General features: G+C 64.2%; 26 protein-coding genes. 13 read left to right on the plus strand and 13 right to left on the minus strand.

The annotated features are described in order from the left end of the window. The 4 genes from Q0D44_RS12935 to Q0D44_RS12950 all read right to left on the minus strand — a co-directional run bounded on the left by Q0D44_RS12935 (nt 1) and on the right by Q0D44_RS12950 (nt 6129). A complete protein-coding gene (locus Q0D44_RS12935; RefSeq protein ID WP_366009521.1) occupies nt 1-3003 on the minus strand; it encodes a beta-galactosidase in 3003 nt (1000 codons plus the stop codon). A gap of 8 nt (nt 3004-3011) precedes the next feature. Next, a complete protein-coding gene (locus Q0D44_RS12940) occupies nt 3012-3326 on the minus strand; it encodes an L-rhamnose mutarotase (protein WP_294137003.1) in 315 nt (104 codons plus the stop codon). Nucleotides 3327-3395: 69 nt separating this feature from the next. Then, nucleotides 3396-4916 carry a glycosyl hydrolase family 28-related protein gene (locus Q0D44_RS12945; RefSeq protein WP_366009523.1) on the minus strand — a complete coding sequence of 507 codons (1521 nt, stop codon included), beginning with the start codon at nt 4914-4916 and terminating at the stop codon, nt 3396-3398. A 7-nt stretch (nt 4917-4923) separates the two neighbouring features. Beyond that, nucleotides 4924-6129: a rhamnogalacturonan acetylesterase gene (locus Q0D44_RS12950; RefSeq protein WP_294137005.1), complete on the minus strand. Its 1206-nt coding sequence runs from the start codon at nt 6127-6129 to the stop codon at nt 4924-4926. 237 nt (nt 6130-6366) lie between these two features. Between Q0D44_RS12950 and Q0D44_RS12955 the strand changes: the two genes are divergently transcribed. Together Q0D44_RS12955 and Q0D44_RS12960 are read left to right on the plus strand one after the other, a co-directional pair. Next, nucleotides 6367-7650: an oligogalacturonate lyase family protein gene (locus tag Q0D44_RS12955; protein WP_294137006.1), complete on the plus strand. Its 1284-nt coding sequence runs from the start codon at nt 6367-6369 to the stop codon at nt 7648-7650. A 126-nt stretch (nt 7651-7776) separates the two neighbouring features. Continuing rightward, on the plus strand, nt 7777-10722 hold the full coding sequence (locus tag Q0D44_RS12960; protein ID WP_366009508.1) for a TonB-dependent receptor: 2946 nt from the start codon (nt 7777-7779) through the stop codon (nt 10720-10722). Nucleotides 10723-10980: 258 nt separating this feature from the next. On the opposite strand, the gene Q0D44_RS12965 is transcribed toward Q0D44_RS12960, so the two are convergent. The 7 genes from Q0D44_RS12965 to Q0D44_RS12995 all read right to left on the minus strand — a co-directional run bounded on the left by Q0D44_RS12965 (nt 10981) and on the right by Q0D44_RS12995 (nt 16609). Beyond that, nucleotides 10981-11781 carry an IclR family transcriptional regulator gene (locus Q0D44_RS12965; protein ID WP_294137008.1) on the minus strand — a complete coding sequence of 267 codons (801 nt, stop codon included), beginning with the start codon at nt 11779-11781 and terminating at the stop codon, nt 10981-10983. Between the two features lie 150 nt (nt 11782-11931). Beyond that, nucleotides 11932-12441: a peptidoglycan-associated lipoprotein Pal gene (gene pal / locus Q0D44_RS12970; protein WP_294137009.1), complete on the minus strand. Its 510-nt coding sequence runs from the start codon at nt 12439-12441 to the stop codon at nt 11932-11934. A 118-nt stretch (nt 12442-12559) separates the two neighbouring features. Continuing rightward, on the minus strand, nt 12560-13894 hold the full coding sequence (tolB, locus tag Q0D44_RS12975; RefSeq protein ID WP_294137010.1) for a Tol-Pal system beta propeller repeat protein TolB: 1335 nt from the start codon (nt 13892-13894) through the stop codon (nt 12560-12562). Beyond that, nucleotides 13891-14868 (minus strand): cell envelope biogenesis protein TolA, encoded by a 978-nt coding sequence (locus Q0D44_RS12980; RefSeq protein WP_294137011.1) that lies wholly within the window; start codon nt 14866-14868, stop codon nt 13891-13893. Before Q0D44_RS12980 ends, tolB begins: the two co-directional genes overlap by 4 nt. 7 nt (nt 14869-14875) lie before the next feature. Further along, nucleotides 14876-15322: a protein TolR gene (gene tolR, locus Q0D44_RS12985; RefSeq protein ID WP_006953487.1), complete on the minus strand. Its 447-nt coding sequence runs from the start codon at nt 15320-15322 to the stop codon at nt 14876-14878. 112 nt (nt 15323-15434) lie between these two features. Next, nucleotides 15435-16142: a protein TolQ gene (gene tolQ, locus Q0D44_RS12990; RefSeq protein ID WP_294137012.1), complete on the minus strand. Its 708-nt coding sequence runs from the start codon at nt 16140-16142 to the stop codon at nt 15435-15437. Beyond that, nucleotides 16139-16609: a YbgC/FadM family acyl-CoA thioesterase gene (locus tag Q0D44_RS12995; protein WP_294137013.1), complete on the minus strand. Its 471-nt coding sequence runs from the start codon at nt 16607-16609 to the stop codon at nt 16139-16141. Before Q0D44_RS12995 ends, tolQ begins: the two co-directional genes overlap by 4 nt. Nucleotides 16610-16779: 170 nt before the next feature. Between Q0D44_RS12995 and Q0D44_RS13000 the strand changes: the two genes are divergently transcribed. Further along, nucleotides 16780-17658: a 3-hydroxyacyl-CoA dehydrogenase NAD-binding domain-containing protein gene (locus Q0D44_RS13000; RefSeq protein WP_294137014.1), complete on the plus strand. Its 879-nt coding sequence runs from the start codon at nt 16780-16782 to the stop codon at nt 17656-17658. Between the two features lie 142 nt (nt 17659-17800). Here the strand turns inward: Q0D44_RS13000 and pspF are convergent, their stop codons facing one another. Continuing rightward, nucleotides 17801-18823 (minus strand): phage shock protein operon transcriptional activator, encoded by a 1023-nt coding sequence (gene pspF / locus Q0D44_RS13005; protein ID WP_294137015.1) that lies wholly within the window; start codon nt 18821-18823, stop codon nt 17801-17803. A gap of 186 nt (nt 18824-19009) precedes the next feature. Between pspF and Q0D44_RS13010 the strand changes: the two genes are divergently transcribed. From Q0D44_RS13010 to Q0D44_RS13055, 10 genes are read left to right on the plus strand one after another with little or no spacing between them, the layout of a single operon-like run. Further along, the gene (locus Q0D44_RS13010) at nt 19010-19183 is read left to right on the plus strand and encodes a hypothetical protein (protein WP_294137016.1); all 174 of its coding nucleotides are present in this window, start codon (nt 19010-19012) and stop codon (nt 19181-19183) included. A 41-nt stretch (nt 19184-19224) separates the two neighbouring features. Further along, a complete protein-coding gene (gene pspA, locus Q0D44_RS13015; protein WP_294137017.1) occupies nt 19225-19893 on the plus strand; it encodes a phage shock protein PspA in 669 nt (222 codons plus the stop codon). 4 nt (nt 19894-19897) lie between these two features. Next, nucleotides 19898-20179: an envelope stress response membrane protein PspB gene (pspB, locus tag Q0D44_RS13020; protein WP_006953511.1), complete on the plus strand. Its 282-nt coding sequence runs from the start codon at nt 19898-19900 to the stop codon at nt 20177-20179. A gap of 1 nt (nt 20180) precedes the next feature. After that, on the plus strand, nt 20181-20561 hold the full coding sequence (gene pspC, locus Q0D44_RS13025) for an envelope stress response membrane protein PspC (RefSeq protein WP_294137018.1): 381 nt from the start codon (nt 20181-20183) through the stop codon (nt 20559-20561). A 51-nt stretch (nt 20562-20612) separates the two neighbouring features. Further along, a complete protein-coding gene (locus Q0D44_RS13030) occupies nt 20613-20903 on the plus strand; it encodes a hypothetical protein (protein WP_119743698.1) in 291 nt (96 codons plus the stop codon). Nucleotides 20904-20927: 24 nt separating this feature from the next. After that, nucleotides 20928-21239: a hypothetical protein gene (locus Q0D44_RS13035; RefSeq protein WP_119743755.1), complete on the plus strand. Its 312-nt coding sequence runs from the start codon at nt 20928-20930 to the stop codon at nt 21237-21239. Between the two features lie 26 nt (nt 21240-21265). After that, nucleotides 21266-21517, plus strand: coding sequence for a hypothetical protein (locus tag Q0D44_RS13040; protein ID WP_217672545.1), 252 nt, complete (start codon nt 21266-21268; stop codon nt 21515-21517). Nucleotides 21518-21545: 28 nt separating this feature from the next. After that, nucleotides 21546-21779: a hypothetical protein gene (locus tag Q0D44_RS13045; RefSeq protein ID WP_217672546.1), complete on the plus strand. Its 234-nt coding sequence runs from the start codon at nt 21546-21548 to the stop codon at nt 21777-21779. Between the two features lie 51 nt (nt 21780-21830). After that, complete coding sequence (locus Q0D44_RS13050) at nt 21831-22247, plus strand: SufE family protein (protein WP_294137019.1); 417 nt, start codon at nt 21831-21833, stop codon at nt 22245-22247. A gap of 53 nt (nt 22248-22300) precedes the next feature. Continuing rightward, nucleotides 22301-22798, plus strand: coding sequence for a hypothetical protein (locus Q0D44_RS13055; protein WP_294137020.1), 498 nt, complete (start codon nt 22301-22303; stop codon nt 22796-22798). A 100-nt stretch (nt 22799-22898) separates the two neighbouring features. On the opposite strand, the gene ggt is transcribed toward Q0D44_RS13055, so the two are convergent. Beyond that, a complete protein-coding gene (gene ggt / locus Q0D44_RS13060; protein ID WP_294137021.1) occupies nt 22899-24599 on the minus strand; it encodes a gamma-glutamyltransferase in 1701 nt (566 codons plus the stop codon). Nucleotides 24600-24624: the final 25 nt, after the last annotated feature.

The following is a 24624-nucleotide window of genomic DNA, read 5'->3' on the forward strand; positions in this document are numbered from 1 at the left end:
TTATTTCTCCTGCTTGAGATCGGACGGGGCGGCGGGGGCGGACACCATCCGCACCGGCACGCCGCCTTTGACATTGTGAAGGGTGACGAGGCGCACGGCTTCGAGCGCATCGCCCGGCGCACCGTCGGACGTGACGGCAAGCGCGATGTGATTTTTACCCCGATGGTTGAGGATGCCTTCGGGGATGGGGAAGGTGCGTTGCGGGCCGACATGGGCGATGAACTGGCCCATATTCCAGCCATTGACGAAGATCAGCACGCGGTAGCGGACGGGGGAGCGCGGGGTGGTCGCGTCGCCGAAGCTGAGGCCGATGGTCGCGTCCTGCCCCTTTGGCACGGCAAGGTCGAAGCTGGTGCGATACCAGCTGGTGCCGGGCGCGCTCTGGCTGGTGGGGACGGTGGCTTTGGCCCAGCCTGCGTCGTTATAGCCGGGCAGGTGCCAGCCCATGCGTTCGCCGTGGAGGCCGCCATTATTCGCCGCGCCGCGCGCGACGTCGGGCAGATTTTCGCCACCCTGCCTGCCCTGAATCTTCCAGGCGATCGGTATGGTGAAGCTGCGCCCGCCGGGGGCTTCGAGCGAGGCGGAGATCAGACCGCGCGTTTCCTTGTGGAAATCGTCGCTGTCCAGATCCCAATTATGGCCATTGTTGCGGACCATGACGGACAGGACATGCTCGCCGCCTTGCGCGCTGGCGGGCAGGGCGAAGCGGGCGGTGCCGGTGGTGATCGGGCGGGGCAGGCCGGACGGGGTTTCCGCTTCGCCCAGAAACTGGCCATCGATCCAGGCCTGGACGAGGCCGGAGCCGCCCGCGCCATAATAAAGCGACAGTGTCTTGGCGTCGGGCGTGCCGGTGAAGCGGCCGCGATACCAGACATCGCCGTCATGAAAGCCATAGGCATCCATGCCCATATTGGGCTGGCCGTCAGGGCGCTGGGTGATGCTGGCGCTGGGGCGGGCGTCGATCGCCTGCCATGCGCTGTCGTCGAAGGCGGGGTCGGCTTCGGGTGATCCCTTGGCTATGCGCCAGTCGGTGAGCGCGGGCAGGGTGACGGGGGCGGGGCCGGGGAGCGGTTGGGTCGCGGTCAGGCTGCCGGTGGGGGTGGCGCGGGTGGCGATGCGGGTGCCGTTCCATGTGATCGCGCGGATCGCGGCGGGCGCCCAGATTTCGAGCGGGCTTGGCGCTGCGGTGTCGCCGGTCAAGGCGAGGGCGCTGCCCTTGGCGGTCGCGCTGCGGACCAGTTCGGGGCCGCGGATCAGCGCGTCGCCATGCCGCCAGTAGCGCGTGCCCTCGGCCTCATCCGCGAGGATCAGGGTGAGGGGCGGGCGACCGCCGCCCTCGATCCGCACGATGGCGCGGTTCTGGTGGGCATAGCGGAGGGTGAGGTCGCCCTTGGCGGGGTCGAAGCGGGTGGTGGCCTTGCCTTCCAGCAGGGTGATTTTGGGGGCGCTGGTGTAGCGCAGGACGGTTTCGCCCGGTTCGCCCGCACGGCCGTACAGGAGGAGCAGGTCTTTGCCGTCCTGCCGCTGTGCGTTTTGCAGTTCCGATGTCGAATAGACCAGCCTTTGCCCGCCCAGCGTCACCCCCGCGACCAGCCATTTGGCGTCGAAGCCGTGGAGCTGCATCGGCACGGTGTAGCGGCCATCGGGCAGGTCAGCGGTGAAGGTGAAGGCGTCGTTTGTTTGCCCGTTGGACGGCTTGTGCGTCACCATCAGGAAGCGGGCGTCGCTGTCCGGGCTTTTATTGTGATAGATCTGGATATCGGGTGAGGAAATGTCGACCGGCCCGGCGGGGACCATGCCGGCCAGGTCCGGGACGGAGGCGATCAGCCCGGCCAGCTGTTTCATTTCCTGCGCCTTTTCGCGCAAGGCGCGCGGTTCCGATATGGCCGCGCCATAATCATAGCTGGTGAACACCACCGGGCCGGGCAGCCAGCCCCAGCTGGTGCCGCCATAGGTCATGTAGAAGCTCTGGATGCCGATGCCGTTGGCCAGGTTCGTGCCGTAGAATACCCGCTGGAACCGCTTGCCGCGCTGGATGGCGTTGCAGTCATAGCCGCCATTCGAGCCCCAATAGTCGAACCAGCCGCCGCCAAATTCGGCCAGCAAGCCGGGCGTGTCGGGGGAGGCGGATGCGCCGCCCTTTGCCCCGCCGGGACCATAATAGCCCCAGTTGGGCGCGGCGACATCGCGGGTCGGCTGGCCGGTGACGGTGCAGGTGCCGCCGGGATAGCCGTCAAAGGCATACATATCGACCGGGCCGGGAACGACCTTCTCGACCTTTGAGGATTTGGGCGTCCAGTAGCCGTTGCGGCTCTGGTCATTGTGGAAGATCGGCACGGTGATGCCGTCGGCGCGCGCGCGGGCATAGAGATGGTCCATGTAACGGCGCTGCGCAGGGGTCGTCAGCGCCAGCTCATTTTCGATCTGGTGCAGGATGACCCCGCCCTTGCGTGTCTTGTCCGCATCGATCTGGTGCCGGGCGATGATCGGGTTGACGTGGCCGAGCCACTCGTCGACCGCCTTGATATAGTCCGGGTCGTCGGTGCGGGCGCGGCCACGCTGGTTGACCAGCCAGCCGGGAAAGCCGCCGCGCGACAGTTCGGCATTCACATAGGGGCCGGCGCGGGTGATGACATAGAGGCCTTCTTCCTCCGCCATCGTCAGCAACCGGTCGAGATCGCGGATGCCGGTAAAGTCGTACACGCCCTGTTTGGGGCTGTGATAGCCCCAGTCGAAATAGAGAGCGACGGTGTTGAAGCCGCTGGCCTTCATTTTCTGGAGGATGTCGCGCCACAGGTCGGGCGATGGCAGGCGGAAGGGGTGAAATTCGCCGCCCCAGATGATCTGCCGCTGCCCGTCGATCATCAGCGAACGCGCGTCATAGGAGACGCGGCCGAAGGTCTTGACCGGGGCGGCGAAGTTCGCCGTGGGTTTGGCGACCTGCGCGGGGACGGGGCTGGCCAGCATGGTGCCAAGCAGCAAAGCGGGGAGAAGGCGGTGCATCATGGCCATCAATCGAGATGGAACAGCGGGACGAGCGGCCATTCCTTGGGCCGGTTGTCGGGTTCGACCTCCATCAGCGGCGCCATGCTGGCCCACCAGCGCTGCATGACCGGATGGTCGGGCAGCGTGTCGCGTTGATTGTCGTCGGACAGGGTCAGGACGGCGAACAGGCTGAGCGTGGCTTCATCCAGGAAGATGGAATAGGCCGAAATGCCCGACGCGCTGAGCAGGGCGGTCAGTTCCGGCCAGATTTCATCATGGCGGCGGCGATATTCCGCGACCACGCCCGGCTTGAGCTGCATCTTGAAGGCGTGGATCGCCACCCGACTCTCCTAAAGAACCATATTATGGAACAGTTGACCTATATATGGTAACAACGTCCCACATCGGCGTCAATGCCGCGCGCGCCAGAGCGGCGTGTTTTGGACGGAGAGACCCGGCGCGTCCTCGGTGTGGAAGGGCGGGCGCAGGTCCGGGGTGCTTGTTTCGGCAGTGAAGCGGTCGATCGTGAGCCGTTCCACATGGCGCGCCCATAGCGCCCAGCTGGGCAGGGTGCCGAACATGCTGGGTTCGGGATAGGCATCGGCCAGTTCAGCGGGCTGGCGCGCGGCGTCGGCTGCGGTGCCGCCGCCATCATAGACCAGGTGGATGTCGCGCAGCCGCACGTCGGCGATGCGATGGCCGGGCAGGCCCGCTATGGCGGCGGGGAAGCGATGGTCGATGCCGCGCGCGTCGATCTGGCTGATCGCCACATCGCTGATCGCGCCGACGCCGGTCCCCTCCGGCCCGCGTCGCCGGTCGCCCAGCCGCAGAAAGAGTGGCGCGGTGGTGACGTCGCGCATGGTGAGGCGGCGGGCGACGATATGCTCCATGACGCCACCATCGACGGTTTCCAGCGCCAGCCCCCGGCAGCGGGTGAAGCGGCAGTCTTGAATGACAATGTTGCGATAGCCGCCATTGCTTTCGGTGCCGAGCTTGATGCGGCCGGTGACGCGATCCTGATCGGGGGCGATGGTCTGGACGGCGGTGCGGGTGCCGTCGATGACGGACCCCATGTCATAGCCGGTGACGTCGCAGTCGCGGATGAGGATATTTTCCGCCGCGATGGCGCTGCCCAGCGCAAAGCTGCTCTTGACCACGATGGCGTCGTCATTGGGACTGTTGACCCGGCAGCGTTCCACCACGACGTCGCGGACGCAGTCGAGGTCGATCCCGTCGCGGTCGGTGTCGATGGTCAGCCCGTCGATGCGTAAGCCCCGCGTGCCGGTGGCGAGGATGGCGAAATGGCCGCCTTTCAGGATCGTGAAGCCGGACAGGCGGATGTTGCGGCCGTTCTTGAAGGCGATCGCCTTGTTGCCCTTGCCCGCCATGGCGGCGGCGGCGGGTTCTAGGTTGGCGATCTGCGCGGCGGTCATTGCCTGCATCGACAAAGGCCGTTCGCCCGCCTGTTTCTTCCAGCGCGCGCCGGGGCCGTCGCGGGTCAGGCCGACGCCGTGGATCAGGCCGCGACCGATGATCGCGACGTCCTGTACATCGTCGCCCCAGATCAGGCTGTTGCGCCAATGGCTGTGGCCGAAATCCTGATAGAGCTGGTCGATCCCGGTTTCGGGCAGGTCATAGCGTCCGGCGTGGCGGGCGGGATCGGCGGCCTCGATGATTGCGCCTTCGCTGAGCATGAGGGTGACGCGGCTCTGGAGGCGGATCGAGAAGCAGAGATAGCGGCCAGGGGCCAAGATGACGGTGCCGCCGCCTGCGCGCGATGCGGCGAGGATGGCGGCGTTGATCGCGTCGCTATCGAGGGTGATGCCGTCGCCGCGCGCGCCATGATCGCGCACGTCGATCTGGCGTGCGGCATGGGCGGGGAAGGGGAGGGAAAGTGCGAGCAGGCCGAGCGTCAGGTCGCGGCGGGTCATGTCCATGTCAGTTTCCGGCCGGGCGCTGATCGCTTTCGATCAGGCTGGGGGCGATGACGACCTGCGTAATTGATGGGGGCTTGGTGGGCGCGAAGGCGGGGGCGGTGACATGGGGGGCGAGCGCGGGAATCGTGTCGCGGATGCGCTGCGCCACCGCGCTGGCCAGCAGCCATGCGCCATAATTGTTGTGATGGGTCTTGTCCCGGCCACCATCGTTGAAAGCGGCGGGAGCGCGGTCGACCCCAAGCGCTTCATAGATCGCGCGGCTGTCGGCGTTGAGGTCGATCAGGCGGACCTGTTCCTCCGCCGCCAATTTGCGCACGGCAGAGGCATAGTCGCCCAGCGTGTCGATGATGCGGCCCTGCGCGTCGAAATTGCGCCGTTCGGGTGACGTCACCAGCACCGGATGCGCGCCGCGCCGCCGTGCTTCGGCAATATAGGCGCGCACATAGGCGGGATAGGTGGAGTCGGGCGCGACGTAGGTTTGCGGCCATTCGCGCTTCTGGTCATTATGGCCGAACTGGATGAAGAGCCAGTCGCCCGGCTTCATGGTCGACAGCAGCTTGTCGAAGCGCAAATTGGTGAGGAAGGATTTGAGCGTCTCGCCCGATTTGGCGTGATTGGCGACGATGATCCGATCATCGAGCAAAGCGGGCAGCATCTGGCCCCAGCTGGCCGCCGGTTCGGCATATTGGTCGGTAACGGTCGAATCGCCTGCCAGGAAGATGGTCGGCGCGCTGGCCGGTTCGATGCGCAGCGATGCAACCTGCGGCGTGCCGAGAAATTCCAGCGTCAGCTTCTCGTCCCAGGTCGCCTCGCGCGCGTCGCGGGCGTCGATGCGCACGGCGCTGCCGCCCGGCGCATTGGCGGGGGGAGGCGGCAGGGCCGGGGTGCGGATGGTGACCAGAAAACTGCGGGTGACGAACTGGCCTTTGGCGGTCACGATGTTGCGCAGCATCAGGCGGCGGGCTTCGGCCTTGACCGTGGTGTCGCCCGCGGCGCGCCGGTCACCCAGTGTCAGCGTGACGCGATAGTCACCTTCCGGCAGCGCGACCGAGAAGCGGAAGCCTTTTTCGCTGTCGCCCGGCTCGATGCCATGGCCGCCCATTTCGTAGCGATGCTGCCGTTCGGGCGCGGTGGCGGAGAGGTCAAACTGCATGGTGCCGGGCGTCGCCAGGGTCAGCATCAGGGCAAGGGCGGCGCTGGACGGCATTGGTGGCGACCCCGCTGGAGCGACGGGAAGAAGGGGAGCGGTTCGGACCCGATCCGCTCCCCCCAATATAACCGCCCGTGCAGGAGCAGTTAGTTGTATCCCGTTAAATAGATGTATGATCCATATATCGGGATATTTTCACGGTCAACCACTTTTCCTCTTCCGCCGATGCTGCAATATGGCCATATGTAAGAACTGGGTTCCACCATATAGAACAATAGCAATAGGGGATGGATCATGCGCTTGGCACCTATGGCGGCCATCTTGGCTGTGGCGGTCATCGGCACCCCGGCGGCGCAGGCCGCGCCCGCGCGCGAATGGATCGACCAGACCACCGGCCATCGCATCATCCGCATCAGCCAGGCACCGGGCAGCACCTCGCTCTATTTTCACCAGAACAGCTATACCCGCCAAGGCGACAAGATGGTGATCTCCACGCCCGACGGCATTGCCGTGGTGCGGCTGGCCGACTGGCGCGTGACGCCGCTGGTGCGACAGACGGGGATCAAGCTATTGCTGGTCGGGCGGCGGACGCGGACGGCCTATTATACCCAGCCCCATGGCGCGGGGGTGATCGTCCATGGCGTGGATATCGACAGCGGCAAGGTGCGACGGATCGCGACGGTCGCCCGCGGCTCGATCGGCTCGATTAATGCCGATGAAACGCTGCTGCTGGGGCAATGGGCGGAGCGTGAGCCGCCACTGCAACCCGGCGGCGATGGCAATCGACCGGGCGAAACCGCCTTTGCCGCGACCGGAGCGGACGGCAAGCCCCTATCCTATGCCGATGCCAAGGAGGTGCGGCTGAACCAGCGGCTGGAAGCGAAAATCCCGATGGAGATTTTCACCATCAATATTCGTACAGGGGCGAGAAAAGTGGTGGTCGCATCGACCGACTGGCTCAACCATGTCCAGTTTTCGCCGACCGACCCGGCCCGCATCCTCTATTGCCATGAGGGGCCATGGCACAAGGTCGATCGGATATGGACGATCCGCACCGATGGCAGCGACCAGCGACTGGTCCACAAGCGCGCCATGAATATGGAGATTGCGGGGCATGAATTCTTCTCGCCCGACGGGAAATGGGTCTGGTATGATCTCCAGACCCCGCGCGGTGAAGTGTTCTGGCTGGCGGGCTATGAACTGGCGACCGGCAAGAGGCGCTGGTTCCCGGTGGCGCGCGACCAATGGTCGGTCCATTATAACCAGTCGCCCGACGGCCAGCGCTTTTCAGGCGATGGCGGCGACGCGCAGATGGTGGCGCGCGCGAGCGACGGCAAATATCTCACCCTCTTCACGCCGCAGCCCATCCCCGATGTCGCGGGCATCCGGGCGGACAATGCCGACGATCTGACCGAGCCGGGGACGTTGCAGGCGGAGAAGATCGTTGATCTGGCCCGGCATGACTATCGGCTGGAACCCAATGTCACCTTCACCCCCGACGGACGCTGGATGATCTTCCGGTCCAATATGGAAGGGGCGAGCCATGTCTATGCGGCGGAGGTAGCTACGACAAAATGATCCACATTGTGGACTAAATAATCACATGATGATTTTTCTGGCATTATTGGTCGACTCCCTATAAGGTGATACATGAGTTCACATAGTGGGACATCTGGGGTAGCCCAGCGATCAGGGGAGGATTTTATGTTGACCAACACCACTCGTTCCGCGTTTGCACGCCGCAGCTCAGGCTTGGCGCTCGCATCCGCCATGCTGATGGCCGCGCCCGCACTGGCGCAGGACCAGGCGGCAGAGGCGCAACCGGAGGCCGCCGACATCGTCGTCACCGGCTTCCGCGCTTCGCTGAACAGCGCGCTCGGCATGAAGCGCAAGGAAGCGGCCGCAATCGATTCGATCGTTGCGGAAGATATCGGCAAATTTCCCGACTCCAACCTGGCTGAATCGATGCAGCGCGTGCCCGGCGTGGCGCTGGCGCGCGGTGATGGTGGCGAGGGGCGCAACATCTCCGTTCGTGGCCTGGGCGCCGGTTTCACCCGCGTCCGCATCAACGGCATGGAAGGATCGGCGCAGACCGGCAGTTCCGACATTTACGGCGCGGGCAATAATGGCCGCAGCTTCGACTTCAACGTGTTCCCGACCGAGATTTTCTCGGCCTTGTCAGTGCGCAAGACGCCGTCGGCGGATATCGAGGAAGGATCGCTCGGCGCGACGGTCGATCTGTCCGCGCCCAAGCCGTTCGACCAGAAGGATGATTTCGTCCTGTCGATGACCGCGCGCGGCATTTACAATGAATTGTCCAAGAAGGTCGATCCGCGCGCGTCGCTGCTGATTTCCAAGCAGTTTGGCGATAGCGGCTTTGGCATTCTCGGTTCGGTCGCTTACCAGAAGCGCAACATTCGTGAGGTCGGCTATTCGGCGGTCGACCTGCTGTCGGCCAACACCAATGGCGGTTTCTGTTCGCCGCTGGGTTATACGCCGCAGAATCCGGCGGACAGCGCGCTCAAGGGCGTCACCGCCGCTGATTGTTCGACCGGCAATCCGCGCACCAGCAATGCAGCCGCCTATCAGACGATCCAGGATTTGCGCCGGGCCGACCTGCCCAACACGCCCGGCAGCGGCGCGTTCCTGCCGCGTATTCCGCGCTACCTGAACAGCGAACAGAAGCAGGAGCGGATCGGTGGATCGCTGACGCTCCAGTTCCAGCCCGACGACCAGACCGACATTTCGGTCGACTTCCTCTATTCGCGGTTCGAAGTGACCCGCCGCGACAATTATATCGCCGCCATCTCCTTCGCCCGGTCGGCCTCCAATAATGGCCAGCCGATGACGTCGGTGCGCGAGATTGATTTCGACGAGAATGGATCGCTGGTCCATGGCGTGTTCGACGGGGTCGATGTGCGATCGGAAGGGCTGGTCGACAATTTCGTGTCGACCTTCAAGCAGGCGAACGTCAATTTCCGCCGCGACCTGAACGACAGTCTGACGATCGATGGTCTGGTCGGCTTCAACCGGTCGATCTGGGACGGCAAGAAGCGGCTCCAGACCTTCATCGACGCGATCGATACCGATGGTTTCTCGATCGATTTCCGCGATGGCGGCACCACGCCCAAGCTGGGCTTTGGTGTAGATGTCGCCAATCCGGGCAGCTTCACCTATGCGCCGGGCCTGGCCGACGGCACGGTGCTGGGCGGTTTCAGCTATCAGGGCAAGCCGTCGCGCAACAAGACCGACAATCTGACCGCCGAAACCAATCTGAAATGGACCGTCAGCGACGCCTTCTCGATCCGGGCGGGCGCGCAATATCGGCGCAGCGACTTCCTTTCCACCTCCCTGCGTCCCTATTCGGCTGACACGGTGGTTCGCGCGCTGCCCGCCGGCACGACGCTGGCCAGCATCACCCGCGACATTACCGGGGTGGACAAGTTGTGGGGCCAGGGTGCGCCCGCCAGCTGGGTCTCGATCGACGCCGACAAATGGGCTGATACGTTCGGCTTTGACGATGTGCGCTTTTGCGGCGTCGAATGTGGCGGCAGTCGCAGCCGAGTGCGCGAAGAGGTGACCAGCGGTTACCTGATGGCCAATTTCGACCTGGAACAGGCGACCGGCTTTAGCGTACGCGGCGATGTGGGCGTGCGTTATGTCCGCACCGACATGCTCTCGTCGGGCTATATCGCGGTGGCTCCGCCAGCCGGGCAGACGTCGCCCACCAACCTGGTCGGCAAGTTCGGCGCCGCGCAGAACAATTATGACGACTGGCTGCCATCGGCCAATATCGTGATCGAGCCGGTCAGCAATGTGCTGGTTCGCCTGTCGGGGGCCAAGGTGCTGGCGCGGCCGGAGCTGGGCCTGCTGACGCCGACCAGCGGCGTCAATCCGGTCACGCGCGTCGGCAATGTCAACAATCCCTTCCTCGACCCGATCCGTGCCAACACGTTCGACGTCGCGGTCGAATGGTACTTCCGCCCCGGATCGTTGCTCTCTGCTGCCTTCTTCTACAAGGATATCAAGAGCTTCATCCAGAATGTGAACAGCCAGGTGCCGTTTAACGAGCTGGGCTTGCCCAACGCGCTGCTGGAAAACAGCAATACCGCGCCGACCGAATTGTTCACCGTGTCGCAGCCGTTCAACACGCCCGGCGGTCCGCTCAAGGGCATCGAGCTGAACGCGCAAATCCCCTTCACCTTCTTTGACGGGTTCCTGAGCAATTTCGGCGTGCTGGCCAATTACACGCTGGTGACGTCGAAGATCGACTATATCCTGGCCAGCGTCGGCGGCGTGCCGACGGTGACAACGACGGCGGATCTGGTCGGCCTGTCGAAGAAAACCGCATCGGCTACGCTCTATTATGAGGATGAGCTGTTCAGCATCCGCACCACGGGCAACTTCCGCGACAAGTTCATCCGCGGCATCCCCGCCTCGCCGGGCAGCGATCTGGTTGGCAATGCCAAGACCTTCTACATGGATGCGTCGGCCTCGCTCAACGTGACCGATCGTCTGAAGATCATCGTCGAGGCGCAGAACCTGACCGATGAACAGAACCGCCTCTACACCGACAGCGTGCGGCAGGACACATTGTTCGAGACGCGGATCGGCAGGACCTTCACCTTCGGGGTAACCTACCGGATGTAAATTCTCTCCCTTCCCCCAGCCTGAAGGGCGCGATCATTCCGATGATCGCGCCCTGTTTTTTGGGGCGAGTTCCTGGCCGAGCGACCGTTGCTGCTATTCGAGTCTCAAAATTCGTTCGCCCTGAGCCTGTCGAAGGGTCGCGCTTTCTTCGTCGCTTTCAAAAGAAAGTACGAGGCTTCGACAAGCTCAGCCCGAACGGGGGTAGGCATGGGGACAGCGCAGCGATCCCGTCATAGGTAGGCGCGGTAGGACGAACCCTCAGCGCGGGCCGCTATAGCCAACGGCGGCGCTGATCTGCTGGGTGACGCGCATCACCTGTTCGGCCAGGGTAGGGCGCAGTTCGTCGGTCAGGTAATGGGCGGCGCTGGCGATGGAAATGGCGACGCAAATCTGCCCCTTGGCATCGCGAACCGGGGTGGCGATGGAGCGGACGCCGTCGCCCAGTTCGCTGTCGTGCAGCACTTCGCCCCGCGCCTTGTGCGCGTGCATTTCCGCGAGGAAGGCGTCAATCTGTTCGCGCGACGCCTGACCATCCTTGGCCAACAGATAGAGCCGTTCCCAGGTCGCTTCATCCTCGTCCAGCAACAGCGCCTTGCCAAGGCCCGTTTCGGCGATCGGGCGGCGGTCGCCAGGGGCCGTGGCGACGCGCAGCCGCTGGGTGCCGGTCACCCGGTCGAGATGGCGGGAAAAATCGCCCTCCCGCTTGCCCACGAACACGCAAAAGCCGGTTCGCTCTGACAGAAGCTCCATGAAGGGGCGGGCGATGCGGACAAAGTCGATCTGCTCGGTCGCCAGCACGCCCAGTTGCAGCAGTTTCGGCCCAAGCGCAAAGCCGTCGCGCGTGACCGTCAGATAGTTGCGGGATTTGAGCGCCTGCACCAGCCGGTGGGCGGTGGTCTTGCTCATGCCCAGCTTACGGGCGAGGTCGGCGGCGCGGATCGGGCCGTCAATCACCTCGTCCATGATGTCGAGCGCGCGCATCAGCGTCTGCGTGCCCTTGACCCCCGGTTCGTTGCCCGATTCCTGTGCCGGGTCCACCCTGTCGTCGCTGTCCTGCATGGCCGTCCATTTTCCTGTTCCGGCATAGTCTATCGGCCAGTTGGACCGAGAAGTCAGCAAGATTATGCCCACCAGTTGGGACGCACGCCCACAATCAAAAGGCCCGCCGGTCGAGGACGGGCGGGCCTTTCGATCATATGTGGCAGGTGATCAATATTGGATCGTCACCGTCACCGCGCGGCGATTCTGCGCCCAGGAGGCTTCATCCGAACCCAGTGCGGCTGGGCGCTCCTTGCCATAGCTGACCGTTGTGATGCGGCCTGAATCGATGCCGAGCGAGGCGAGATAGTTTTTCGCGGCATTGGCACGGCGTTCGCCGAGCGCGATATTATAGTCGCGGGTGCCGCGTTCGTCGGCATGACCCTCTATGGTCACGCGCACGGCGGGATTTTGTTGCAGCCAGGCGGCCTGGCTTTGCAGCGTCGCCTGATCCTCCGCATCGATATCATATTGATCGAGGCCGAAGAAAATGCGGTCGGAGGAGACGGACGCGACGAAATCCTCCTGGCTGCCCTTGACCGGTCCGCTGGGTCCGGTCGATCCGACCGGTTCGGTCGCGGCGGCACCGGGCGCGGGCGGCAATTCGGCGGGCGGCTTTTTCGAGCAGGCGGCCAGAGCGATGATGGCGGTAGCCATGACCAGCGTTCGGGACATTTTCATCGGGGGTCTCCTTTGATTGATCCGGGCACCGCCCGCTCAGGACGGTATCAGGGTCCGTGATGTTCGTTACGCTGTCAAGACGATTGGGTTCCATGCCAACCGCCAGAATGCGCGATTTTCAGGGCAGCAGCGGTCCCCAGGCGGGGTCTGATCCGCTCAAGGGGGTGGGGATGCGACGCTCGTTCACGCCGGTCAGGTCGACCTGCCACACCTGGCTCGACCCCTGCTTGCCCGGCGATGTGCGGAAGAATTGCAGCACGCGGCCATTGGGCGACCAGGTCGGCTGTTCGTCCTGCCAGCCATTGGTCAGGATACGCTCATTGTCGCCACCCGGCGTCATCACCGCGATCTTGAAATCGCCCGACAGCTTGGTGAAGGCGATGAGGTCGCCGCGCGGCGACCATTCGGGCGTCGCATAGCGGCCGCTGCCATGGCTGATGCGGCGCTGGTTGGAGCCGTCGGCGTTCATGACATAGAGTTGCTGCCCGCCCGACCGGTCGCTTTCGAACACGATCTGGCTGCCGTCGGGCGAATAGCTGCCGCCCACGTCAATGCCGGGCGATGTGGTGAGGCGCACGGGCGTGCCGCCGCTGGCTGGAACGCGATAAATGTCGGTATTGCCCGCAATCGCCATCGAAAACAGGATATTGCGCCCATCGGGCGACCAGCGCGGTGCGAAGGTCGGGTTGTTGCTTTCGGTCACCAGCCGCTGCTGCCCTGCGCCAATGTCATAGATATAAAGGCGCACCCGGCTGCCCAGATAGCTGACATAGAGGATCGACTTATAATCGGGCGAAAAGCGCGGGGTGAGCGCCATCGACTGGCCATTGGTGATGAAGCGGTGGTTCGCGCCGTCGCTGTCCATGATGGCGAGGCGCTTGACGCGCGCGCCCTTCGGCCCGCTTTCGGCGATATAGGCGATGCGGCTGTCGAAGAAGGGGCTTTCGCCTGACAGGCGCGCATAGATGGCGTCGGCGCATTTATGCGCGGCGCGCCGCCAGTCGCGCGGGGCGACGACATAGCCCTGGCGGGTCAGTTCCTGCTTCAGCGCCACATCATAGAGGTAGCAGCCAACGGTGATGTCGGCTTCCCCGCCGGTGGTGCGGACGAAACCCTGCACCAACGCCTGATAGGCACCCCATTTGTCGAACACGGGAAAAGTGACTTCGGCAAAGGGGATTTGCGGCAGGCCGGCGGGACCGGAGGGATCGAACAGGCCGGAGCCTTTAAGGTCCGAGGCGATCACTTCGGCGATTTTGCGGCCAAGATCCGTGGCGGATCCGGCGGGGGTGGCGACCTCCTGCTGCGCGGGCATGGGGGGGACGGCGACCTTGACATTGCTGTCAATCTCACCGGTCACATCGACCGACAGCTGGGCCATGGCTGGCATCGCTGCGAAGGCGAGCAGCGCGGCGGTCGCCACGCTCAAACGGCGGAAAAGGGAGGGTTTCATCGGTTCAGCCTCGCGTCAAAGCGGAGTGGCCGGAGCCATTTCCATTGGTCGTAAAATTCGGGCGGCATGTTGCGGAACGGGGAGGCAAGCTTGACCGCCTGGATCGCCCGTTCGGCATGGAGTTTGGCTTGCGGCCGGTTGCTGGCGGTGACGCCAAGCTGGTCGATCACCTCCGGCGTGCCGATCACCGCGCCGCTCTTGTCGAGCCGCACTTCGAGCAGGGTGACGAGCTGGTCCGCATCCGCGCCCGACGGGGGACGCCAATGCGGCTTCAACTGACGGCGCAGTTCGGCGTCGAGCGCGGATTTCTGCGCCGGACCCATGGCAGCGGCGGGCGCTGGGGCGGGCGGTTTGCGCGGGGCGTCGGCACTGGTGTCGATGCCTTTGAGGAAATCATTGCCGAGCAGCGATCCCTTGGGTTTGTCCGCCTTGCCCTGACCCGACGCGCGCGCGGGCGCTTTGGTCGCGGGTTTGGCCGAAGCCTTGGCGGCGGGCTTTGCTGGCGCGGCGGCAGCCTTGGGCTTGTCGAGCGCAGGCTTCAGCGCTGGTTTTTTTGGGGGCGCGGGTTTGTCCGGCGCGGGCTTGGGCTTGGGCGCGACCTTGGCCACCTCCTTCTTGGGGGGCGTGGGCTTCGGTTTTTCAGGCGCTGGCTTGGCGACCGGCTTGGGCGGCGCGGGCTTGGGTTGTGGTTTGGGCGGGACCGGCACCGGTTCGGGCGCGGGTTCCGGTTCCGGCGCGGGGGCGGCATCCTCGGTCGGTCCCTGTTCGGGCGCGACGCTGGGCGGGGGCGGTTCGGCCGAAAGCTTGGGCGCGGTCGATTGCAGCGCGACCTCATCCACCATGGACACTTCCATCGGCGGGGTCTTGAGCTTCAACGGGTTGGGTGTCGCCAAAAAGCCAGCCGACAGCAGCCCGAACAGCAGGACATGCCCCGCGGTCGCGACGCCAAGGCCGATTTTCTCCGTGCGCTCCATGGTGGGCCTATTCCGCCGTGTCGTCTGGCGAGGAAACGAGCGACACCTTGTTCAGGCCAGCGCGGTTGAGTTCGGCCATCACCCGCATCACCCGGCCATAATCCAGCCCCTTGTCGGCGCGCAGGAAGATTTGCGGCGCGTCCGCCTTGCCTGCGTTGGCAGCGACGATTTCGGCCAGGCGACCGGGCAGGTCGGCGTCGGCCACGGCATCTTCATCGACATAGGTCGCGCCGTCGCGGTCGATCGACACGACGGTGGGCTTGGCGTCTTGGTCCAGTCCCTTGGCGCGGGTTTCGGGCAGGTTCACAGGCACGCCGGTCACCAGCAGCGGCGCTGTGACCATGAAGATGATCAGCAGCACCAGCATGACGTCGACCAGGGGCGTGACGTTGATGTCGGCCATCGGCGCGCGGCCACGGCCACGGCGGCTGGAGGGAGGACCGGACATGGCCATTAGCGACCCGCCTGTTCTGCCGTCATGCCAGCGAAGGCTGGCATCTCAGGCGTCGGTGCGCGAACGCATGAGACCCCAGCCTTCGCTGGGGTGAGGGTGTGTGTGGGGTGCATCACCGCTGCGCCTCCAACTCGCGGCTCAATGTCGCATAAAAGCCGTCGGCAAAGCGGGTCAGGCGCGATTCCATGCGGTTGATACCATGACTGAACCGGTTATAGGCGATGACCGCCGGGATCGCGGCGAACAGGCCGATGGCGGTCGCGAACAAGGCTTCGGCAATGCCCGGCGCGACGACGGCGAGAGAGCTATTCTGTTCCGCCGCAATGGCGGTGAAGGCGCGCATAATGCCCCAGACGGTGCCGAACAGGCCCACAAAAGGCGCGACCGACCCGACCGTCGCCAATATGTTGAGCCGGTCGGACAGACGGTCGATTTCCGCCGCGATCGTGCTGGACATGGTCGTCGCCAGCCGGTCGCGCGTGCCGTCGCGGTCGATCACCTTCTGCGCGGTCGATCGACGCCATTCGGTGACGCCAGCGGCCATCACCTTGGCGGCGGGCTGGTCCGCCTTGCCGCGCGCTTCATAGAAACGGTCGATATCCTCGGCTTTCCAGAAATCCTGCTCGAAGCTCTTGCTATGCTTGCTGGCGCGGCGGAGCGTGACGGAAAAGCCGATGATGATCGCCCAGGTCCAGATGCTGGCCAGCAACAGGCCCAGCATCACACCCTTCACGACGATGTCGGCCTGAAGGAACAAAGCGAGCGGGGAAATGGTCGCGGCGTCGGCCACCGCGGCGACGTCTGGCAGATTGAGGGTCATGGGTGGAAATCTTCCCCTTGGCAAAGGCGGCTGAAAATGTCGGTCCAGGCTTTGGGTTGCCGTTGCGGGCGACCCTGCGGCGTCAGCCAGGCGACCGATATGGTAGCGTCGGTCAACTGTTCGTCGGCGCGCATGACTGATTGATGAATGGCGCAGCTGGCCGCGCCCACCTGCACCACCCGGCTGACGACCATCAGGTCATCGTCCAGGCGGGCGGGGCGGCGGTAGCGGATGTGCAGGTCGGTGACGGCATAGACGCCGGTGCCGCTGTCATGCGCGGCGCGCTGGTCGATCCCGGCCAGGCGCAGCATGTCGGACCGGGCGCGCTCCATATAGCGCAGATAATTGGCGTGATAGACCAGCCCCGACAGGTCGGTATCCTCAAAATAGATACGTAGCGGGAAATGATGCACGGCAGCGACAAAGCGTCCGGTCGCCGGCATGGGCATCTGGTCTGAAACGGGCATGAGCGGCTTTTAACCATGGCGCACCGTTCAGGCAAAGGCGGAAAAGTCGGTTTCTCGCGCAACAGGCGCATTTTGTCGCCTGTCTATTTTCGCATCAATGCCCCTCTGGCCCCCGGACGGCGCGAAGGCTAGGGAGTTGGCCACGAGTCAGCATGTGGGAGAAGGCCAGGATGACGGATATTCAGACGGTGGGCGTGATCGGCGCGGGGCAGATGGGCGCGGGGATCGCGCAGGTCGCGGCGCAGGCGGGCTATGATGTGATCCTGTCGGACGTCGATCTGCCGCGCGCGCAAAAGGGTCGCGACGGCATCATCCGCCTGCTGGCGCGCGGCGTGGAGAAAGGCAAGATCGCCCAGATTGACGCCGACGAGGCGATTGCACGGATTACGCCTGTGGGCGAGATCGCGCCGCTGTCCGGTGCGCAACTGGTGATCGAGGCGGCCACCGAGCGGGAGGATGTCAAGCGCGCGATCTTCGCCAATGTCGGGCCGTTGCTGGCGGCGGACGCAATCCTGGCGACCAATACGTCGTCCATTCCTATCACCCGGCTGGCGCAGGCTGCGCCCGATGCGGGGCGCTTTGTCGGGGTGCATTTCTTCAACCCCGTGCCGGTGATGGTGCTGGTCGAGGTCATTCGCGGCCTTGCCACCACGCCCGAAACGGTCGCGGCGGTCGAGGGTTTTGCGGGCCGGATCGGCAAGACGGTGGTGCAGGCGTTCGATGCGCCCGGCTTCGTCGTCAACCGCATCCTGCTGCCGATGCTGAACGAGGCGGTGTTCGTGCTGGGTGAGGGCGTGGGGAGCGTGGTCGATATCGACATGGGCTGCAAGCTGGGCCTCAATCACCCCATGGGTCCGCTGACGCTGCTCGATTTTGTCGGGCTGGATACGGCGCTGGAAATCCTCAACGTGTTCCTGAGCACCACCGGTGATCCCAAATATCGCCCCGCGCCGCTGCTGGTCAAATATGTCGAAGCTGGCTGGTATGGCCGTAAGACCGGGCGCGGCTTTTACGACTATTCGGGCGCGGAGCCTGTGCCGACGCGGTGAAGGGGCGGATTGCCCTCCATTTTTCTGTCATCCTGACGAAAGTCAGGATCCATTCGGCGCTCCGTCTGCCTGACGATGCGGCCTAGCGCCGAATGGATCCCAGCCTTCGCTGGGATGACGGCGGTTGGTGGATCGGACCTGCTTACCCCGCGCTTAGCCCATGTTTCTTCATGCAATGGCGCAGTTGGTCATAGGTCAGGCCCAGCCCCTTGGCGGTGGCGCGCTGGTTGTAGCGGTGGCGGTCGAGCGCGGCGCGGATGATCGCGGCTTCGTGCGCGTCGACTGCGGCTTTCAGGTCGCTGATGGTTTCGGTGGCGAGCGAGGGAGCAGGGGCGCTTGTGGGCGCGCTATCGGAAGGCGCGGCGGCGCTTGGCATCAGCGGTCTGGGTTTCCAGGGGGAGGCGAAAGGGTCGAAGGTCAGGCGGTCGATCGGCTTGCCCGGCTCGTCCCAGCGATAGACGGCCCGTTCGACCACGTTGCGCAGTTCGCGGACATTGCCGGGCCAGCTATGGGCCTCCAGCTGCGCGGCGCAGACGGGGGAGAAGCCGGGCCATTGCGGCCAGTTGAGTTCGGCCGCCATGCGCCGCCCGAAATGATCCGCCAGCACCGGAATATCGCCCTCCCGCGCGCGCAAGGGCGGCAGGGTGATGACCTCGAAACTCAGGCGATCGAGCAGGTCGGGGCGGAAGCGTCCGGCTTCAGCGGCGGCGGGCAGGTCGTCATTGGTCGCGGCCACGATCCGTACGTCCACCCGCAGCGGCTTCGACGCGCCGATGCGGGTGACTTCGCCATATTCGACCACGCGCAGCAGCCGTTCCTGCGCCGCCATCGATAGCGTACCCAGTTCATCGAGGAACAATGTGCCGCCATCGGCCTCCTCGAACCGGCCGGGGCGGGCGCGGTTCGCGCCGGTAAAGGCGCCCTGTTCATGGCCGAACAGTTCGGCCTCTATGAGGGTTTCGGGCAGGGCCGCGCAGTTCATGACGATCAGCGGCTCGCCCCAGCGCGGGGAGAGGTGATGGAGCCGCTCGGCGATCAGCTCCTTGCCGGTCCCGCGCTCACCGATCACCAGCACCGGGCGGTTGAGTTCGGCGGCGCGCCCGGCCAGCTCGACCGCGTCGAGAAAGGCAAAGGACTGACCGACAAATTGGGTATTTTTCTCCATACCCCAACTTATGGTGAAATTTCCCACCTTTCGGCAAGAGATATTCTGGCGCGGGCTTGGAAAATCCCGCAAAAATGGCGCAAATCGGCGCTTTTCCAAAATTGGCACGGCCCCTGCAAAGCTTAGGGCAATCCGCATAGACACAAGCGGAACGTCACGAAGGCCAAGGTTCAGGGAGTTATCATCATGGAAGAGAACAACAACAGCGTTCGCGAAATCGGCCAGCTGATGTCGGTTGCTTTGGCTGCCCTGCTGTTCGGATCGACTCTGATCCTGTCAGCAGTCGGCCCGGCCCGCGCCAGCGAAGCCCCGATGCTTGCCAGTCAGACGACCCCTATGGCCCTGCGTTATCTGGCCTGAGGTCGCCGCCCCCCAAGAATAAAATAAGGAGTGAAGTTCAGATGGGTATTTTCTCCCGCACCCGCGACATCATCGCCGCCAATGTCACCGACTTGCTCGACAAGGCCGAGGACCCGGCGAAGATGATCCGCATGATCATCCTCGAAATGGAGGAAACCCTGGTCGAGGTGCGCGCGTCCGCTGCCCGCACCATCGCCGACCAGAAGGAAATGCGGCGTCACATCGCCAAGCTGACCGCTTTGCAGGACAGCTGGACCGAAAAGGCGCAGCTGGCTTTGTCGAAGGACCGCGAGGACCTGGCCAAGGCGGCTCTGGTCGAGCGCCAGAAGGCGACCGACATGGCCGAGCATCTGTCCCACGAGATCGAGACGCTCGACGATGCGTTGAAAGCGTCGGAAGAGGATATTTCCAAGCTGCAGGGCAAGCTGCGCGAAGCCCGCGCCCGCCAGAACAGCCTGGTCACCCGGATGCAGAGCGCGGAAAATCGCCTGCGGGTGCGCGAAGCCTATGCCGGCGAGAAGGTGAACGAGGCGTTTGCGCGCTTCGACATGCTGGAAAGCCGGGTCGATATGGCCGAAGGTCGCGCCGACGCGATGGCGCTGGGCGGCACGCCCAAGACGCTGGAGGAAGAGATTGCCGAGCTGAAGTCCGCCGACAAGGTGGATGCTGATCTCGCCGCTCTCAAGGCCAGCATGAATAAGGGAGCCTGACATCATGGAGGACATATTCCTGCCCATCATGATCTGCGGCATGTTGTTCATCGGTATGCCCTGGCTGATCTTCCACTATGTCACCAAATGGAAGCAGGCGCCCAAGATCACCGACGAGGATGAGAAGCTGCTGGATGAACTCCACCTTCTCGCCCGCCGTCTGGAAGAAAGGCTGGTGACGGTCGAACGGATCGTCGCCGCCGACAACCCCGATTTCCGTCCGCGCCGCCCGGCACCCGATGCCGACTTGAGCGATGACGATTACAGCTTCGACCGGAGGAACTGAGATGACCGCCCGCCGCACCAAATTCTACCTCAACAAGGCCAATGGCAAATGGTCGGGCGTGTGCGCAGGCATCGCCGACTATAGCGGGATCGACGTCGTCTGGGTCCGTGTCGGCGCGGTGCTGATCACCCTGATGGGGGCCTTCCCCTGGACGCTGATCGCCTATTTCGCCGCCGTCTATTTCGCCGATGACAAGCCCAAGGGGCTGTATTCGGACCGGGATGACGAGAAATTCTGGCAGGGGGTGCGGACCAACCCGACCCGCTCCACCCGCGACGTCCGGTCCAAATTCCGCGACATCGACCGCCGCCTGGCCGACATCGAAATCTACTATACCAGCCGCAACACGCGCCTGGCGGATGAAATCGACAGGCTACGCTGAGCAGGTTTCGGGCTGAGCAGGTCCGGGGCAGAGTAACAGGGAGTTAAATCCATGAATTTCGGTGGACCTTTCTTCGTCCTGGCCATCATCGCCATGTCGACTTTGGGCTGGATGTTCACCACCTGGGTCCGTGCTCGTCACGGATACCCGGTGGAAAATGAATGGACCGGCACCGTTGATCGAACGGACGGCGACGCTGGTCGAAAAATCGACCTGCTGTCCGGTGAAAACGAAAAGCTGGTGGGCCGCATCAGCCGCCTGGAGGAGCGCATCGCCGTGCTGGAACGGATCGCCACCGATCCTGCCGTCCGCACTGCGCGCGCCATAGAGGAACTGCGCTGAGCGCGGTGCAAGGGAGTAGAGATCATGTTTCCATTTGCAGATTTCGCGCCGGTCGTCTTTGCCGTCGGATCGCTGGGGATCATCGGCTGGGTTGTTACCACCTGGCTGCGCGTCAAAAATGGCTATCCGCTGGAAAATAGCTGGGGCAAACCGGTCTATCCGCAGAAGAATGAGGAAATGGTCGAGCGGGTGAAGCTGCTCAGCCAGGAAAATGCCCAGCTGCGCGCCGAGATCGGATCAATGAAGGACCGGCTGGCCGTGGTCGAGCGGATCGTCACCGACGAAAGCCACCAGCTTAATCGCGAAATCGAACGGCTGCGCAGCCCGGCCAACTGAGCGCGCGGCAAAAGGGAGAAAGCATCATGAACCCGTTTGAAATGGTCGTCGCCATCATTGCGATCACCGCCATCGCCAGCGTCCTGCGTGCCAAATATGGTGTCGTGCGGCGCGACAAGGGCGAAGAATTTATCGCACGCGGGCCGGACCCGGAAGCAGAGCGGCTGCGCGCCGAGGTGAAAGCGCTGAAAGACCGCGTCGCGGTGCTGGAGCGCCTGGCCACCGACGGCAGCAGCGCGCTGGAGCGCGAGTTTGAGAAATTGCGGGACCGCGATTGAACGCGGCCCATTGGGCAGGGAGGCTATCATGCAGGACCCCACTCTCTATCTGACCATCGCGCTGGCCGGGCTGGCTGGCCTCTCCATCGTCACAATGGCCACGTTACGCGGCTGGACCGGCTGGCTGGAGCTGAAGCGCGCGGAACTTGGCCATCGCAGCGAAGCGAGCGCGCCACCATCGGCCGCCGCGCGGATCGAGGTCGCGGACTTGAAGGAACGCATCCGCAAGCTGGAAGCGATCGCGGCGGGCGTGGATTTGTAAAGGACCAAAAGGCAGGTTTCCCCCCGCGCAAATCCCCCTATATGGGCGGCCATGACCGATCAGAGCGCCCTAGCCGACATTCACGATGAATATGAATTTCTCGACGCGGACGATCGCTATCGCCTGCTGATCGATCTGGGCCGGGCGCTGGAACCCATGCCCGATGCGCTCAAGACGGATGCGACGCTGGTGCGCGGCTGTTCGGCGGCGGTGTGGGTCTATCCCACCGTGCTGGATGACGGACGGCTGCATTTCCTGGCCGACAGCAATGCCGCGATCACCAAGGGGATCATCGCGCTGGTGCTGCTGACCGTGCAGGACAAAAGCCCCGTGGCGATCGGCGCGGCGGACATAGAGGGGGCGCTGGCCCCGTTCGACCTCAAAAATCAGCTGAGTTCCAACCGGACCCAGGGCATCCCCAACATGATCGCCCTGATCCGCGATACGGCGGCGCGCTACAGCGCCTGAGGGAAACCTGGATCAAGTTGCGGCGTTGAGTTTCCTGACAAGGAGATTCAATCATGCGCCATTTCATCGCCATCGCTGCCGCCGGCCTGCTCGCGGCCTGTTCGTCCGGCGACAAGGGGCCGACCCAGCGCGACACGATCGGCCAAACGTGGAAATATGAGGCCGGGTCGGGCGGCAAGCCCAAACTGGCCTATATCGGCAGCGCCAATGCGGTCCAGACGATGACGGCGGCGGATACCTTTGCGGTGCTGCTGGTCCAGCCGATGGACAATGGCGAAAAATCAGTGACGGTGAAGTTGGTCGGCGCGCCGTTCCAGTGCGACCTGTCCGATTGCGCCGTCACCGCGATTGCCGATGGCGGCAGGCCGCTGCGCTGGAAGGGGCGGATGACCGACGCCAAGGACGGGATCGAGATCATGCCGTCGCAAAATGCCTATGAGGCCATTGCCAAGGCGCAGACGGTTTCGGTCAATCTGGTTACCGGGCCGAAGGAGCAGACCGCGCCGTTTGCTTTCAACGTCGCAGGGCTGGATTTGAAGGGTGGTTCATAAATCATCGTCATCCCAGAACATGCTGGGATCTCCCTTTCTTCTGCGCTGAGCCAAAGAAGGCAGCGAGACCCCAGCCTTCGCTGGGGTGACGGTTACCCCTTCACTCCTGCAAGGACACGCCGGGGCTGCGTGGGTCGGCGGCACCGATCCAGTGGCCGTCGGGCGCGCGTTCGGCGGCATTGGCTTTGAGGCCGAGGCGCGAGACGACGACCCGATGGCCGAGTTTTTCCAGCGGTGCCTGCATCGCCTCCAGCCCGGTGCCCTGTTCCAGCACCAGCCCGTCGCCGTTGAAGAAGATCAGGCCCATCGCGATCGAATCCTGCGCCGACAGGCCCCAGTCGAAATGAGCGATCAGCGCCTTGGCCACTTGCATGATGATGGTCTTGCCGCCTGCCGCGCCGACGGTGAAGATCGGCATCCCCTTGGCGTCATATACGATGGTTGGGGACATGGAGGATAGCGGCCGCTTGCCCGGTCCCACCGCATTGGCGACCGGCGCGCCATCCTTTTGCGGCGTGAAGCTGAAATCGGTCAGTTCATTGTTCAATATCACGCCATTGGCGATCAGCTGGCTGCCGAAGAAGCTCTCGATGGTGGAAGTCCAGGCGGCGATGTCGCCATTACGGTCGATCGCGACGAAATGGCTGGTGCCGCTTTCGGGTTGCGGCAGAGACGCAGTGCGGGGCTGCGCGCCGGGCGGGGTGCCGGGCTGATAGTCGTTCAGCGCCTTATTGAGGCGGATGGTGGCGGAACGCTGCTTGAGATAGGCGGGGTCGATCAGGCCGCCGACCGGCACGGACACGAAATCTGGATCGCCCAGCCATGTGCCGCGATCGGCATAGGCCAGCTGCATCGCTTCGCCGATGACATGCCAGGATCGCGGATCATCCTTGCCCCAAGCGCTAAGCGGGAAGCGCTCGACCATGCCCAATATCTGCAGCACCGTGACGCCGCCGGCGGACGCCGGACCCATGCCGCACACGGTATAGACGCGATATTTGCCGCACACGGGTTTGCGCGGCTTTGCCTGATAGGCGGCGATGTCGCCTTCCGTCATCGGCACCGGGTTTTTGGGGGCGTTGGTGACCGCCTGCGCCATCAGCCGGGCATTGTCGCCGGTGTAGAAGGCGTCCGGGCCTTGCGCGGCGATGCGTTTGAAGAGGGCCGCAAGCGGCGGGTTTTTCAGCATCGTGCCCATCGGCGCAGGCTTGCCGTCGATCCAGAAATATTTTTGAATTTCGGGAAAGTCGGCCCAGACTCCTGCTACCGCCTTCATCGCCGTGTCGAGCCGCTGGCGCACCTCGAAACCCTCTTCCGCCGCGCGGATCGCGGGCTGGAACAGGTCGGCCCAGGGCAGCTTGCCCCATTTTTTATGCGCGTCCCATGCCATGCGCAAATTGCCCGGCACGCCCACCGAATAGCCGCCCGGCCAGGCGTTTCGGAAGGACAGGGGCTGGCCGTCCGGTCCCATGAAGCGGTCAGGCCGGGCGGCGGCAGGTGCGGTTTCGCGCCCGTCTATCGATTCCAGCACCCCGGTCTGCCCGTCATGGTGCATCAGAAAGCCGCCGCCGCCGATGCCGCTATTATGTGGCTCCACCACGTTCAGCGTCAGCATCATCGCGATGGCGGCGTCGGTGGCGCTGCCGCCTTTGCGCAATATCTCCTGCCCCGCGGCGGCCGCGCGGGGATCGGCGGCGGAAACGGTGGCGTTGGTCGATACCGGTTCGCGCGCCATGGCGGGCAGCGGCAATGTGACGAGGAGGGCGAGAGGGGCCAGCAGGCCGAACGGACGGAAGATCATGCCCGCTACCCTACGCATTGCGTTG

Source organism: Sphingobium sp. (genome assembly GCA_023266575.1).
Classification (GTDB): Bacteria; Pseudomonadota; Alphaproteobacteria; order Sphingomonadales; family Sphingomonadaceae; genus Sphingobium.

Coding starts and splice junctions, on each gene's coding strand:
- tolQ (WP_294137012.1), bottom strand. CDS start 16,142: ATGACCCTCAATCTGCCAGACGTCGCCGCGGTGGCCGACGCCGCGACC.
- tolR (WP_006953487.1), bottom strand. CDS start 15,322: ATGGCCATGTCCGGTCCTCCCTCCAGCCGCCGTGGCCGTGGCCGCGCG.
- Q0D44_RS12965 (WP_294137008.1), bottom strand. CDS start 11,781: ATGCAGGACAGCGACGACAGGGTGGACCCGGCACAGGAATCGGGCAAC.
- Q0D44_RS12950 (WP_294137005.1), bottom strand. CDS start 6,129: ATGCCGTCCAGCGCCGCCCTTGCCCTGATGCTGACCCTGGCGACGCCC.
- Q0D44_RS13010 (WP_294137016.1), top strand. CDS start 19,010: ATGGAAGAGAACAACAACAGCGTTCGCGAAATCGGCCAGCTGATGTCG.
- pspF (WP_294137015.1), bottom strand. CDS start 18,823: ATGGAGAAAAATACCCAATTTGTCGGTCAGTCCTTTGCCTTTCTCGAC.
- tolB (WP_294137010.1), bottom strand. CDS start 13,894: ATGAAACCCTCCCTTTTCCGCCGTTTGAGCGTGGCGACCGCCGCGCTG.
- Q0D44_RS13035 (WP_119743755.1), top strand. CDS start 20,928: ATGTTTCCATTTGCAGATTTCGCGCCGGTCGTCTTTGCCGTCGGATCG.
- Q0D44_RS13055 (WP_294137020.1), top strand. CDS start 22,301: ATGCGCCATTTCATCGCCATCGCTGCCGCCGGCCTGCTCGCGGCCTGT.
- pspB (WP_006953511.1), top strand. CDS start 19,898: ATGGAGGACATATTCCTGCCCATCATGATCTGCGGCATGTTGTTCATC.
- Q0D44_RS13030 (WP_119743698.1), top strand. CDS start 20,613: ATGAATTTCGGTGGACCTTTCTTCGTCCTGGCCATCATCGCCATGTCG.
- Q0D44_RS13040 (WP_217672545.1), top strand. CDS start 21,266: ATGAACCCGTTTGAAATGGTCGTCGCCATCATTGCGATCACCGCCATC.
- Q0D44_RS12955 (WP_294137006.1), top strand. CDS start 6,367: ATGCGCTTGGCACCTATGGCGGCCATCTTGGCTGTGGCGGTCATCGGC.
- Q0D44_RS13045 (WP_217672546.1), top strand. CDS start 21,546: ATGCAGGACCCCACTCTCTATCTGACCATCGCGCTGGCCGGGCTGGCT.
- pspA (WP_294137017.1), top strand. CDS start 19,225: ATGGGTATTTTCTCCCGCACCCGCGACATCATCGCCGCCAATGTCACC.
- Q0D44_RS12980 (WP_294137011.1), bottom strand. CDS start 14,868: ATGGAGCGCACGGAGAAAATCGGCCTTGGCGTCGCGACCGCGGGGCAT.
- ggt (WP_294137021.1), bottom strand. CDS start 24,599: ATGATCTTCCGTCCGTTCGGCCTGCTGGCCCCTCTCGCCCTCCTCGTC.
- Q0D44_RS12945 (WP_366009523.1), bottom strand. CDS start 4,916: ATGACCCGCCGCGACCTGACGCTCGGCCTGCTCGCACTTTCCCTCCCC.
- pal (WP_294137009.1), bottom strand. CDS start 12,441: ATGAAAATGTCCCGAACGCTGGTCATGGCTACCGCCATCATCGCTCTG.
- Q0D44_RS12935 (WP_366009521.1), bottom strand. CDS start 3,003: ATGCACCGCCTTCTCCCCGCTTTGCTGCTTGGCACCATGCTGGCCAGC.
- pspC (WP_294137018.1), top strand. CDS start 20,181: ATGACCGCCCGCCGCACCAAATTCTACCTCAACAAGGCCAATGGCAAA.
- Q0D44_RS12960 (WP_366009508.1), top strand. CDS start 7,777: ATGTTGACCAACACCACTCGTTCCGCGTTTGCACGCCGCAGCTCAGGC.
- Q0D44_RS13000 (WP_294137014.1), top strand. CDS start 16,780: ATGACGGATATTCAGACGGTGGGCGTGATCGGCGCGGGGCAGATGGGC.
- Q0D44_RS13050 (WP_294137019.1), top strand. CDS start 21,831: ATGACCGATCAGAGCGCCCTAGCCGACATTCACGATGAATATGAATTT.
- Q0D44_RS12995 (WP_294137013.1), bottom strand. CDS start 16,609: ATGCCCGTTTCAGACCAGATGCCCATGCCGGCGACCGGACGCTTTGTC.